Genomic DNA, 15,096 nt, shown 5'->3' with positions numbered 1-15,096 from the left:
CCGGATGCCTGGAACAGGCGACGGCGTGCATTCGAGGACGGACGCATGGCAGCAGTGGGCAGGCAGGGCAGGGCAGGCAGGGCTTTGGCCGGCATCGCGCATGCCATGGCCGTGCTGGCATTGCTGCTGCCGCCGCCGCTGCTGGCACAGAGCTACCCGAACCCGTTGAACAACACCGCTACGGTGACCGCGCCGACCGACGTGGCTGACCCCACGCCGGGCAACAACAGCGCCACCGATACCAACGCCCTGGCCCTGCAGGCGCAGCTGAGCGTGAGCAAGACCCTGGTCAGCGCCAGCCCGGTGGCTGCAGGCGGGCCGGTGCAGTACCGCATCCAGGTGAACAACGCCGGGCCATCGGCGGCCAGCGGCGTGGGCGTGGTCGATACGGTGTCCTCGCTGCTGACCAACGTGGCCTGGACCTGCCAGCCGACCACGGCGGCGTCGTCCTGTGCGCAGCCCAGCGGCAGCGGCAACGCGGTGAACGTGCTGGTCAGCGTGGGCGTGGGTGACAGCGTGGTGCTGCTGGTGAACGGCACGGCGCCGGCCGCAACCCCGGCCACGGTGCCGGCCAACAGCGTGTCGCTGGTGCTGCCGTCGGGTACCACCGACCCGACCCCGGGCGACAACACCGCCACCACGCCGGCCGTGCCGGTGCAGGCCAACGCGCTGGTCGCGGCCAACGACAGCTTCACCACGCCCGTTTCCTCCACCACCGGTGGCAGCACGCCGACGGTGCTGGGCAACGACACCCTGAACGGCCAGCCGGTGGTCGGCGGCAACCTGATCATTTCGCTGCAGAACGCGCCGGCGGGCTTCACCATCAACAGCGCGGGCGTCATCGCGGTGCCGGCCGGTGCCGCGGCAGGCGCAACGCCGATCGGCTACCAGATCTGCGAGAACGCCTCGCCGACCAACTGCGCCACCGCCACCGCGAGCCTGGTCATCGCGCCGACGGCCGTGGCTGACAGCTACAACGTGAACGCGGGCACGCCATCGCTCACCGGCAACCTCGCCGCCAACGACAACGCGCCGGCCGGCGCCACCTACAGCCAGACCGGTACGCCGGTGGCCGGTGCAACCATCAGCAGCACCGGCACGCTGACCTACGCACCGGCCGGCAATATCGCCCAGCCCGTGCAGATCAACTACCAGGTGTGCCTGCCTGCGCCGAATGCCAGCGTCTGTTCGACGGCGATCGCATCGGTGGTGGTCGATGCCAACGTGCTGGTGGCCAACGACGATACCTTCGCCGCGCCGCTGCTGCCGGGTGCGGGTGGCACCACGCCCAGCGTGCTGGGCAACGACACCTTCGACACCGCCCCGGTCACGCCGGCGCAGGTGACGCTCAGCCTGGTCGGTGCGCCCAGCGGCTTCTCGATCAACCCCAACGGCACCATCGTCGTGCCGGCCAGCGCTGCTGCGGGTCCGCGGGCGTTGACGTACCAGATGTGCGATGCCAACGCCGCCACCAACTGCGCGACGGCCACTGCCAACCTGGTGGTCAGCCCGGATGCGGTGGACGATGCGGTCAGCACCCCGGGCGGTGGCCGGCCGGTGACCGGCACCCTGGCTGGCAATGACAACTTCGCCAGCGGCTCGGTCTTCACTCTGGGCACCCAGGCCACCCGCGGCACGGCCGTGGTCAATGCCGATGGCACCTTCACCTACACCCCGGCCAACGCGAGTACCGGGCCGGATACCTTCACCTATCAGCTCTGCCTGCCGGCACCGAACGCCACCGTCTGCGATACCGCCACGGTGACCGTGAGCGTGGCTGCCAACCAGCTGGCCGCCGCCGACGACCTGTTCGCCACGCCGCTGCAGCCAGGCACCACCACCGCCGTCAGCCTGCTCGGCAACGACACCCTCAACGGCACGGCGGTGGCCCCGGCGGGCGTCAGCCTGGCACTGAGCGGTGCACCGGCCAGCGTCACCGCCAACACTGCCGGCCAGCTGCAGGTAGCCGCCGGCGCCGCAGCGGGCGCCTATGCCTTCACCTACCAGATCTGCGAACTGCCGGGCGGCACCAACTGCGCCACCGCCAACGTGCAGCTGGTCATCGCCCCTGATGCGGTGGACGACAGCTTTGCCGCGACCGCGGGCGTAGCTTTGGCCAACACCGTGGCCGGCAATGACAACGTGCCTGCGGGATCGCAGTTCAGCCTGCTCGCCGGTGCCGCGCACGGCACGGTCAGCGTCGCTGCCGATGGCGGCTTCAGCTACACCGCGCAGGGCACGTATTCGGGCGCGGACAGCTTCCGCTACCAGGTCTGCCTGCCGGCGCCCAATGGCGGCATCTGCGATGCAGCCACGGTGACGTTGAACGTGGCGGTCGCCGCCGTGGTGGCGGGCAATGACGACTTCACCGCCGCGCCGGTGCCCGGCACCGGCGGCACCACCGCCAGCGTGCTGGCCAACGACACGCTCAACGGTGTGGCGATCGACGCAGCGCAGGCCACCCTGTCGCTGATCAACGCGCCGCCGGCCGGCTTCACGCTGGCGCCCACCGGCGAACTGCAGGTACCGGCGGGTGCTCCGGCCGGACCGCTGAGCCTGACCTACCAGCTGTGCCAGGCCGGCACCAGCAACTGCGCCACCGCCACCATCGCCGTGGTCATCGCGCCGCAGGCCGTGGCCGACAGTTTCAGCACCCAGGTGGGTCGCGCGGTCAGCGGCAATGTGTCGGTGAACGACCGCGTCGCTGCCGGCAGCACCTATGCCGTCACTGGCACCGCGCCGCAGGGGCTGGTGTTCAACGCCGATGGCAGCTTCACCTACACGCCGCCGGCGCAGTACACCGGCACCACCACCTTCAGCTACCAGGCCTGCCTGGCCGCGCCGTTCAACACCGTCTGCAGCACCGCCACGGCCACCATCAACGTCAACGCCGGCACGCTGGTCGCCAACGACGATGACTTCCGCGGCAGCCTGCTGAATCCGGCCACCGGTGGCACCACCATCAGCGTGCTGGCCAACGACACCATCAACGGTGCGATTCCGCCGGCCCCGGCCGAAGTCATCCTGAGCCTGCTGGGTGCGCCCAGCGGCTACGTGCTCAACCCCAACGGCACCATCTCGGTGCCCGGTGGCGCCGCTGCGGGTGCGGTGAACTTCGGCTACCGCCTGTGCGAGGCCGAACTGCCGACCAACTGCGATGACGGTGCGGTGCAGCTGCTGCTGGCACCGGTGGCGGTGAATGACAACGTCAGCACCGCGGTGGGCGTGCCGGTCAGCGGCAATGTCGGCAGCAACGACAATGTCCCCGCCGGTGCCACCTTCAGCGTTACCGGCGCCGCGCCGGCGGGCCTGGTGCTGGCCGCTGGCGGTGCGTTCACCTACACGCCGCCGGCCGGCACCCAGGGCATCGTCACCTTCGCCTACCAGGCCTGCCTGCCGGCGCCGAACGGCACGGTGTGCGCGGGCGCGACGGTCACCCTCAACGTCAACGCCGGCACCCTGGTCGCCGGTGATGATGATTTCCGTGCGACCCCGATCGGTGCCGGTGGTGGCAGCACGTTGTCGGTGCTGCTCAACGACAGCCTCAACGGTACCCAGCCGCCGGCATCGGCCGATGTGCTGCTGAGCCTGGTCGGTGCGCCGTCGGGCTTCACCCTGGATGCCAATGGCGTATTGAACGTCGATGCGGGCGTGCCGTCGGGCGCGCTGACGCTGACCTACCAGCTGTGCGAAACCGCGCTGCCGAGCAACTGCGACTCGGCGCAGATCCGCCTGGTGGTGTCGCCCACCGCCGTGGCCGACGTGTTCTCCACGCCGGCCGGGCAGCTGCTGTCGGGCAGCGTGGCCAGCAATGACAATGCGCCGGTGGGTGCAGTGTTCACGGTGTCGGGCACCACGCCGGACGGCCTGCAGCTGGGCCGCGACGGCACCTTCCAGTACACGCCGCCGGCCGGTTTCACCGGGCCGGTGAGCTTCAGTTACCAGGCCTGCCTGCCGGCACCGGACGGCGCGCTGTGCAGCACGGCCGGGGCGACCATCAACGTCAACGCCGGCACCCTGATGGCGATGGACGACGACTTCAGCGCGACGCCGCTGGCGCCGGGCGCGACCAGCAGCACCAGCGTGCTGGTCAACGACAGCCTCAATGGCAGCGTGCCGCCGCCGGCCGGCAGCGTCACCCTGGCCCTGGTGGGCGCGCCGTCGGGCTATGCGCTGACCACGGCGGGCCTGCTGCAGGTGCCTGCCAGCGCCGCCGCCGGCGCCACGGTGCTGAGCTACCAGATCTGCGAAACCGCTGCGCCCAGCAACTGCGCCAGTGCCAGCATCCGCCTGGTGGTGACGCCGTCGGCGCAGAACGACAGCTATTCCACTGCCGCCGGCCAGCCGTTGAACGGCAGTGTCGGTGACAACGACAACGTGCCGGCCGGTGCGGTGTTCACCATCGTCGGCGCCACGCCCGCCGGCCTGAGCTTCGGCGGCGGTGGCAGCTTCACCTACCTGCCGCCGGTCAACGCGGCCAGCCCGATCACCTTCACCTACCAGGCCTGCCTGCCGGCACCGAACACCGCGCTGTGCGCCACCGCCACGGCCAGCATCAACATCACGGTCGGCAGCCTGGCAGCCAACAACGATGATTTCAGCAGCACGCCGGTCAACCCGGTGACCGGTGGCAGCACGCCGTCGGTGCTGCTCAACGATGCATTGAATGGCAGCACGCCGCCGGCCGCCGCCGATGTGCTGCTGAGCCTGGCCGGTGCACCGGCCGGCATCAGCCTCAACCCGGATGGCACCGTGAGCGTTGCCGCGGGCGTGCCGGCCGGTGGCCGCACGCTGACCTACCAGTTGTGCGAAGCGGCGGCGCCGGGCAACTGCGCCACTGCCACGCTGCGCCTGGTGGTAGCACCGTCGGCCGTCGACGATGCGCTGTCCACGCCGGCCGGCGTGGACCTGGCCAGTTCGGTGGGGGGCAACGACAACGTCGGCAGCGGTGCGCAGTTCAGCGTGGTCGGTACTGCACCGGCCGGGTTGTCGTTCAATGCCGATGGCAGCTTCGTGTACACCCCGGCGGCCGGCTTCAGCGGCGCGGTGACCTTCAACTACCAGGTGTGCTTGGCGGCGCCCGACAACGGCATCTGCGCCCAGGCCACCGCCACCCTCAACGTCAACAGTGGCACCCTGGTCGCGGTGGATGACACCATCGCCGCACCGGTCGCCGCCGGCAGTGCCACGTCCAGCGTGCTGGGCAACGACACGCTCAACGGTACGACGCCGGCCGCGACCGACGTGGTGCTCAGCCTGGTCGGTACGCCGTCCGGTTTCTCGATTGCCGCCGATGGCACGATCGCCGTGGCCACCGGCACCGCATCGGGCGCTGCCTCGCTGACCTACCAGGTCTGCGAAGCGGCCGCCACGACCAACTGCGCCACTGCCAACGTGGCCCTGGTGGTCGCACCGGCGCCGGCCAACGATGCCTTCGCCGTGCAGGCGGGCCTGTCGGTCACCGCCAACGTGGCCAGCAATGACGGCATGCCGGTGGGCTCGACCTTCGCCCTGCAGGGCACGCCGCCGGCCGGCGTGACCTTCAACGCCGATGGCAGCTTCACCTATGCGCCGCCGGCCGGCACCACCAGCCCGACCAGCTTCGTCTACCAGGCCTGCCTGCCTGCGCCGAACAGCGCGGTATGCGCGACCGCCACGGCGACGCTGAACATCAACAACGGCGCCCTGCTGGCCAACAACGACAGCTTCGGTGCGATCGCGCCGGGTGCTGCCACCGCCAGCGTGCTGGCCAACGACACCCTCAATGGCATCAGCCCGCCGGCACCGGCCAATGTGGCACTGACGCTGGTGGGCGCACCGGCTGGTTTCAGCATCAGCGCCACCGGCACGGTGTCGGTGCCGGCCGATGCGGCCAGTGGCGCCACCACGCTGACTTACCAGGTGTGCGAAACGGCGGCGGCCAACAACTGCGCCACCGCCAGCATCGCACTGGTGGTGCGGCCGACGCCGCAGAACGACACCATCAGCGTGCAGGCCGGCCAGGCCAATACCGGCAACGTCGCCGGCAATGACGCGATGCCCGCCGGTTCCACCTGGAACGTGCCGTCGCCGCCGCAGGGCCTGGTGTTCAACGCCAATGGCAGCTTCACCTACACGCCGCCGGCGGGCACCCTGGGCCCGGTCACCTTCAGCTACCAGGCCTGCCTGCCTGCGCCGGATGCCGCCGTGTGCGGCACCGCCACGGCAACCCTCACCATCGCCGTCAGTGCCATCGTCGCCAACGACGATGCGTTCGCCGCGCCGCTGACGGCCGGCTCGGTGACGCCCAGCGTGCTGGCCAACGACGTCCTCAACGGCGTTACCCCGCCGCCGTCGGCGGCCGTGCAGCTGCTGCTGGTGGCGCCGCCGGCCGGCTTCATCATCAACAACGATGGCAGCGTGCAGATTCCGGCCAGCGCGCCGGCCGGCGCCACCACGCTGTCCTACCAGCTGTGCGAGACCGCATCGCCGACCAACTGCGCCACCGCGGCCATCACCTTCGTGGTGACCCCGGCGCCGCAGGCCGATGCGTTCGCGGTGCAGGCCGGCGCGAGCCTGACCGGTGCCAGCGTGGCCACCAACGACAACCTGCCGGCGGGCTCCAGCTGGGCCGTGCAGGGCACCCCGCCGGCCGGGCTGGCGTTCACTGCCGATGGCAGCTTCAACTACACGCCGCCGGTGGGCACCCTCGGGGCGGTCACCTTCACCTACCAGGCCTGCCTGCCGGCGCCCAACACGGCGGTGTGCAGCACCGCTACGGCCACCATCAACGTCAACACCGGCACCCTGGCCGCCGCCAACGACAGCTTCAGCGGCATCGCGGCGGGCGGTACCACGGCCAGCGTGCTGGCCAACGACAGCCTCGACGGCACGCCGCCGGTGGCCGCCAGCGTGCAGCTCAGCCTGGTCGGCGCGCCGGCCGGCTTCGCCATCAATCCCGACGGCACCATCGCCGTGCCGGGTGGCGTGCTGTCCGGCGCCACCACGCTGACCTACCAGATCTGCGAAGCTGCCGCGCCGAGCAACTGCGACACCGCTACGGTGGCGCTGGTGATCACCCCCTCGCCGCAGGCCGATGCCTACTCGGTGCTGGCGGCGGGCACCATCAGCAACGGCAACGTGGCCGCCAACGACAACCTGCCCACCGGCTCGCAGTTCTCGGTGCAGGGCACCGTGCCGGCCGGCCTGTCCTTCAACAACGATGGCAGCTTCATCTACACGGCGCCGGCCAATACGCCCAGCCCGGTGACCTTCACCTACCAGGCCTGCCTGCCTGCGCCGGATGCGGCGCTGTGCGGCACGGCCACGGTGACGCTCAACATCAACGACGGCACGCTGGCGGCGGCCGATGACAGCTTCACCGTCGCGCCGGGCGGCAGCACCGGTACCAGCGTGCTGGCCAACGATGCGCTCAACAACGTCTCGCCGCCGGCCGCCGGTACGGTGCTGGTGAGCCTGGTCGGCGCGCCGGCCGGCTTCGTGCTCGCGGCCGATGGCGTGCTGACCGTGCCTGCCGGCATCGTGTCCGGCCCGCTGACCCTGACCTACCAGGCCTGCGAAGCGGCGTCGGCCGGCAACTGCGACACTGCCAGCATCGCGCTGGTGATCCTGCCGGCACCGCAGGCCGATGTGTTCGGTGTGCAGGCCGGGCAGGTGCTGTCGGCCAGCGTGGCCGGCAACGACAACATGCCGGCCGGTTCCAGCTGGACGGTGCAGGGCGCCACGCCGGCCGGCCTGGTGTTCAACACCGATGGCAGCTTCAGCTACACGCCGCCGAGCGGCGTCACCGGCGCGGTCACCTTCCTCTACCAGGCCTGCCTGGCCGCACCGAACGCTGCGAGCTGCGCCACCGCGCAGGCCACGCTGAACGTCAGCAACGGCACCCTGCTGGCCGGTGACGACACGCTGGCCGGCATTGCCCCGGGCGGCACGTCCGCCGCCAGTGTGCTGGCCAACGATTCGCTCAACGGCGTCAGCCCGCCTGCGCCGGGCGACGTGGTGCTGAGCCTGGTCGGTGCACCGGCCGCGTTCACCCTCAATCCGAACGGCACCATCACCGCGGGCAGCGGTGCGATGTCCGGCCCGACCACGCTGACCTACCAGATCTGCGAAGCCGTGGCGCCGGGCAACTGTGCCAATGCCAGCGTCACCGTGGTGGTCAACCCGGCACCGCAGGATGATGCCGCCGCCGTGCAGGTGGGGCAGAGCCTCAGCGCCAGCGTGGCCAGCAACGACAACATGCCGGCCGGTTCCAGCTGGAGCCTGCCGGGCACGCCGCCGGCAGGTTTCAGCTTCAACGCCGATGGCAGCTATACCTATGCGCCGCCCGCCGGGACCAGCGGTCCGGTGGTGGTGGCCTACCAGGTCTGCCTGCCGGCACCCAACGCCAACCTGTGTGGCACCGCCACGCTCACCCTCAACATCAACAACGGCGCGCTGGTTGCGGCCGATGACACCCTGTCCGGTGTGGTCGCCGGCAGCACCTCCAGCACCAGCGTGCTGGCCAATGATTCGCTCAATGGTGTGTCGCCGCCGGCCGATGCCACGGTGGTGCTGAGCCTGGTCGGTGCGCCGGCCGGCTATGCGATCACCCCGCAGGGCACGATCAGCGTGCCGTCCAGCGCGGTCTCCGGCCCGGTCACCCTGACCTACCAGATCTGCGAAGCCGCTGCGGCCAACAACTGCGATACCGCCAGCGTCACCGTGGTGGTCCGTCCGTCGCCGCAGCCGGATGCCTTCGCCGTGCAGGTCGGGCAGACGCTGTCGGACAGCGTGGCGGGCAACGACAACGTGCCGCCGGGTGCGCAGTACAGCGTGCAGGGCACCGCGCCGGATGGCCTGGTGATGACCGCCACCGGTGCCTTCACCTACACGCCGCCGGCGGGTCGCCTGGGCGTGGTCACCTTCGATTACCAGGTCTGCCTGCCTGCGCCGAACGCGGCAGTCTGTGGCGTCACCACGGCCACCCTCACGATCAACAACGGCACCCTCGTGGCCGGCGACGACAGCTTCAGCAACATCGCGCCGGGCAGCACCGTGGGCACCAGCGTGCTGGCCAACGATTCGCTCAATGGCGTGTCGCCGCCGGCTGCCGGTACGGTGACGCTGGCCCTGGTCGGGGCACCGGCCGGCTTCTCGATCAGTGCTGATGGCCTGGTCACCGTGGGCACCGGCGTGCAGTCCGGCCCGACCACGCTGACCTACCGGATCTGCGAGGCCGCCTCGCCGGCCAACTGCGACACCGCCAGCGTGCTGGTGGTGGTCAGCCCGGCGCCGCAGCCGGATGCCTTCGCCGTGCAGGCCGGGCAGACGCTGGCCAACAGCGTGGCCGGCAACGACAACATGCCGGTGGGTTCCACCTGGAGCGTGCAGGGCACCGCACCGGCCGGGCTGAGCTTCAACACCGATGGCAGCTTCACCTATGCACCGCCGGCCGGCACCGCCGGGCCGATCACGGTGACCTACCAGGCCTGCCTGCCGGCACCGAACGCGACGCTGTGCGGCACCACCACGTTCACCCTCAACATCAACAACGGTGACCTGGTGGCTGGCGATGACGTCATCACCGGCGTGGTTGCCGGTGGCACGTCGGCCGCCAGCGTGCTGGCCAATGACCGCCTCAATGGCGCCAGCCCGGCCCCGGCAGCCGATGTGCGGCTGTCGCTGGTGGGCGCACCGGCCGGCTTCACCCTCAATCCGGATGGCACGATCACTGTCGGCAGCGGCGTGCTGGCCGGTTCCACCACGCTGCGCTACCAGCTGTGCGAAGCGGCGGCGGCCAACAACTGCGATACCGCCAGCGTCACCGTGGTGGTCAGCCCGACGCCGCAGGCCGATGCGCTCTCGGTGCAGGCCGGCCAGCAGCTGGTCAACAACGTGGCCGGCAACGACAACATGCCGGCCGGTTCGACCTGGAGCCTGCAGGGCACGGCGCCGGCCGGCCTGGTGTTCAACGCCGATGGCAGCTTCAGCTACACGCCGCCGGCCGGCACCCTCGGTGCCGTGACCTTCAGCTACCAGGCCTGCCTGCCGGCGCCGAACGGCAGCGTCTGCGGCACCGCGACGGTCACCCTCAACGTCAACACCGGCACGCTGCTGGCCGGCGATGACAGCTTCAGCAACATCGCACCGGGCACGGCTACGCCCAGCGTGCTCGGCAACGACTCGCTCAATGGCGTGACGCCGCCGCCGGCTGCCTCGGTGTCGCTGAGCCTGGTGGGTGCGCCCACCGGCTTCGGCATCAATCCCGATGGCACGATCAGCGTCGGCAGCGGCGTGGTGTCGGGCAGCACCACGCTGACCTACCAGATCTGCGAAGTGGCGGCGTCCAGCAACTGCGCCACCGCCAGCGTCAACGTGGTGGTGAGCCCGGCACCGCAGGCCGATGCCTTCAGCGTGCAGGCTGGGCAGTCGGTGAACAACAACGTGGCCGGCAACGACAACATGCCGGCCGGCTCGACCTGGAGCGTGCAGGGCACGGCGCCGGCGGGCCTGCTGTTCAACAGCGACGGCAGCTTCAGCTACGCGCCGCCGTCGGGCACGACCGGCCCTGTCAGCTTCACCTACCAAGCCTGCCTGCCAGCACCGGATGCGGCGCTGTGCGGCACCGCGACGGTCACCCTCAACGTCAACAGCGGCACCCTGGTGGCGGGCAACGACAGCTTCACCGGTATCGCCCCGGGCACCGCCACGCCCAGCGTGCTGGCCAACGATTCGCTCAATGGCGTGTCGCCGCCGGCCGCTGGCAGCGTCACCGTCAGCCTGGTCGGTGCACCGGCCGGCTTCACCATCGCCGCCGACGGCACGATCAGCGTCGGTACCGGCGTCACTGCAGGCACCACCACGTTGACTTACCAGGTCTGCGAAGCGGCGGCCTCGAGCAACTGCGCCACCGCCACGGTGACCGTGGTGGTCAGCCCGACGCCGCAGCCCGATGCCTTCAGCGTGCAGGCCGGGCAGGTGCTCTCCAACACGGTGGCGGGCAACGACAGCATGCCGGCCGGTTCCAGCTTCAGCGTGCAGGGCGCGACGCCGGCCGGGCTGGTGTTCAACACCGACGGCAGCTTCACCTATGCGCCGCCTGCCGGCACCACCGGCGTGGTCGGCTTCACCTACCAGGCCTGCCTGCCCGCGCCGAACGCGGCGCTGTGCAACACCGCCACGGTCAGCTTCAACATCGGCACCGGCACGCTGCTGGCGGCCAATGACAGCTTCAGCGGCATCGCCCCGGGCGGTACCACGTCCAGCGTGCTGGCCAATGACTCGCTCAATGGCGTGTCGCCGCCGGCCGCCGGGACGGTGACCCTGGGCCTGGTGGGTGCGCCGGCCGGCTTCGCCATCAATGGCGATGGCACGATCAACATCGGCGGTGGCGTCACCTCCGGGGCCACCACGCTGACCTACCGCGTGTGTGAAGCGGCAGCGCCCAGCAACTGCGCCACCGCCACGGTGAACGTGGTGGTCAGCCCCGTACCGCAGGCGGATGCGTTCAGCGTGCAGGCCGGGCAGACGGTGTCCAACACCGTTGCCGGCAACGACAACCTGCCGGCCGGCTCGACCTGGAGCCTGCAGGGCACCGCGCCTGCCGGCCTGGTGTTCAACGCTGATGGCAGCTTCACCTACCAGCCGCCGGTGGGCACCACCGGTGCGGTCACCTTTACCTACCAGGCCTGCCTGCCGGCACCGGATGCGGCGCTGTGCGGCACCGCCACGGTCACCCTCAACGTCAACACCGGCACCCTGGTGGCCGGCGATGACAGCTTCCCCGGCATCGCCCCGGGCGGCACCACGCCCAGCGTGCTCGGCAACGACTCGCTCAATGGCGTCACCCCGCCGCCGGCGAACACGGTGACCCTGGGCCTGGTCGGCGCGCCGGCCGGCATCAGCATCAACCCCGATGGCACGATCAGCATCGGCAGCGGCGTGCCCTCCGGCCCGACCAGCATCACCTACCAGGTGTGCGAGGTGGCCGCGCCCAGCAACTGCGCCAACGCAACGGTGAGCGTGGTGGTCAGCCCGGCGCCGCAGCCGGATGCCTACAGCGTGCGCGCGGGCCAGGTGCTGTCGAACACGGTGGCGGGCAACGACAACATGCCGGCCGGTTCGACCTGGAGCGTGCAGGGCGCAACGCCGCCGGGCCTGGTGTTCAACGCCGATGGCAGCTTCACCTACACGCCGCCGGCCGGCACCCTCGGCGCGGTCACCTTCACCTACCAGGTGTGCCTGCCGGCACCGGATGCCGCGCAGTGCGGCACCGCGTCGGTCACTCTCAACGTCAACACCGGCACCCTGGTGGCGGGTGATGACAGCTTCAGCGGCATCGCCCCGGGCGGCACCACGCCCAGCGTGCTGGCCAACGACTCGCTCAACGGCACATCGCCGCCGGCGGCCGGCACCGTGACCCTGACCCTGGTGGGCGCACCGGCCGGCTTCGGCATCAACCCGGACGGCACGATCAACATCGGCACCGGCGTCACGTCCGGGCCGACCACGGTCACCTACCAGGTCTGTGAAGTGGCCGCGCCCGGCAACTGCGCCACCGCCAGCGTGACCGTGGTGGTCAGCCCCGCGCCGCAGCCGGATGCCTTCAGCGTGCAGGCCGGGCAGACCCTGGCCAACAGCGTGGCCAGCAACGACAACATGCCGGCTGGTTCGGTGTGGAGCGTGCAGGGCACGGCCCCGGCGGGCCTGCTGTTCAACGCCGATGGCAGCTTCACCTACACGCCGCCGGTGGGCACCAGCGGGCCGGTCAGCTTCACTTACCAGGTCTGCCTGCCCGCGCCGAACGCGGCCCTGTGCAGCACCGCCACCGTCACCTTCAACGTGGGTGGCGCGGCCAACGTGGTGCTGGCGGTGAACGATGACTTCAGCAGCACGCCGGTCGATCCCTCGGTGGGCGGCACCATCGCCCGCTCGGTGCTGGACAACGACAGCTTCAACAACGTCTCGCCGCCGCCGGTGGGCAGCGTGGTGGCCAGCCTGACCGGCAGCACGCCGGGCTACACCATGAACAACCAGGGCCAGATCATGGTGGCCCCGGGCGTACAGGCCGGGCAGGTGCAGCTGGCCTACCAGCTGTGCGAGAACGGCGTGCCGACCAACTGCACCACCGCCATCGCCACCGTGCTGGTGCAGGGCCCGGTGGGCGCACTGCTGGCGGTGGATGACACGGGTGGCCCGGTCGGGCCGGAAGGGCGCACCCGCCTGCTGAATGTGTTCGCCAACGACACCTTCAACAGTGCCGCGCTCGACCCGGCCCAGGTCAACTTCGTGCCGGTGGCCACCAACGCCCTGACCTTCAGCGCCGATGGCTGGGTGGACGTCGCTGCGGGCCTGGCACCGGGCAGCTACAGCACCACCTACACGCTGTGCCTGGTCAACCAGCCCACCGTCTGCGACGTCGGTACCGTCACCGTGACCGTCATCGCCGCCGAGCCGGGCGTGGTGGCCGAGGATGACCGCGTCGACATGCCGCAGAACGGCGTGGTGGACATCGACGTGCTCGGCAACGACCGCGTGGATGGCACGCCGGTGGATCCGGCCACGGTCACTGTCACCATCACCGCGCCGCCGCCGTATGGCGATGCCACGGTGCTGCCGAACAAGCACATCCGCTTCGCGGTGCTGGCCAACTTCGCCGGTATCCAGAGCCTGGATTACCAGGTCTGCGATGTCGCCGATCCGTCGATGTGTGCCAGCGCATCGGTGGCCATCGCCGTCGAGCCGAACGTGCTGACCCTGGTCGATGACGCGGTGACCGCCGAAACCAGCGGCCCGCTGCTGATCAACGTGCTGGCCAACGACACCACCCGCAGCGCGCCGCTGGACCCGGCCTCGCTGCAGGTGGCGGCCGCACCCGCACACGGCACCGTACAGTGCGCCAACGGGGCATGCACGTACACGCCGGCCGCGGACTTCAGCGGTACCGACAGCTTCCGCTACCGCGTCTGCGACCTGAGCGTGCCGACCCCGTTGTGTGCCGAAGCCAACGTGGCGGTGACCGTGGCCGGCCAGCAGGTCGTGCTGCGCCTGACCAAGGTGGCCGCCAAGCGCAGTGCGCAGATCGGCGACCTGGTGCGCTACACCGTCACCATCGACAACGTGGGCGAGGTCGATGCCAACGGCGCCACGCTGCTGGATACGCTGCCGCCGGGCTTCACCTTCGTCAGTGGTGGCTTCGCGGTGCGCGATGCCGACAACGATGCGCGCACCAGTGGCGTGCAGCCGCTGCGCATCGACGGCATCGACGTGCCGGTGGGCGAGCGCGCCACGGTGGTGTACTACCTGCGCGTCGGCGCAGGCACCGGCACCGGCGTGCACACCAACCGCATCACCGCCATCGACGGGCAGAACCGCAGCATCGCCAACGTGGCCACGGCCGACGTCGATGTCAGCGTGGATCCGCTGCTGGATGAAAGCCTGATCATCGGCAGCGTGTTCGACGACCGCAACGGCAACGGCATCCAGGATGACGGCGAACGCGGCATCCCGGGCGTGCGCGTAGCGGCGGTGGAAGGCCTGGTGATGGAAACCGATGCGTTCGGGCGCTACCACCTGGTCGGCATCCCGGGCGGCGAAGCACGCGGCCGCAACTTCATCCTCAAGGTCGATCCGTCGACGCTGCCGGCCGGTGCGCGCTTCACCACGCCCAACCCGCTGGTACGGCGCATCACCCCCGGCCTGCCGGCGCGCTTCGACTTCGGCGTGCACATGCCCGACGGTGTGCTGAGCCGCGAAGGTACGCCTGCCGCCGTGGTGCCACGCCCGGCGCGGGTGGAACTGGGCCAGGCGCTGTTCGCGCCGGGCAGCGCCACGCTGGCCGCCGACCGCGCCAGCGTGCTGGACAAGGCCGCCCAGGCACTGCTGGCGCGCGGCGGTGGCCGCGTGCTGCTGGTCGCCACGGCGGGCGAGGAAGCCCTGGCCCAGCAGCGTGCGCAGGCGGTGCGTGGCGCACTGGCCAGCCGCCTGCCAGCCGACGTCGCCGCCGCCACCCGCATCGAGGTGCATGGCGGTGATGGCCGCGTCCTGCAGCAACTGACGATCGAACCGCCCAGCGGGCCACCGCCGGCCGGCCCCAACAGCGGGGAGGGGCGCTGA

1 protein-coding gene is annotated in these 15,096 nt (G+C 70.8%); it reads left to right on the top strand.

Features of this window, described 5'->3' with window-relative positions; genetic code table 11:
- The first annotated feature begins 45 nt into the window (after nt 1-45).
- Complete coding sequence (locus C1926_RS09465; protein WP_159095064.1) at nt 46-15,096, top strand: Ig-like domain-containing protein; 15,051 nt, start codon at nt 46-48, stop codon at nt 15,094-15,096.

This window comes from Stenotrophomonas sp. ZAC14A_NAIMI4_1, assembly GCF_003086915.1.
Lineage (GTDB): Bacteria > Pseudomonadota > Gammaproteobacteria > Xanthomonadales > Xanthomonadaceae > Stenotrophomonas.
Note: the sequence above shows the minus strand (reverse complement) of the source record. Positions and strands in the feature narration are given on the sequence as shown.

Coding starts and splice junctions, on each gene's coding strand:
- C1926_RS09465 (WP_159095064.1), top strand. CDS start 46: ATGGCAGCAGTGGGCAGGCAGGGCAGGGCAGGCAGGGCTTTGGCCGGC.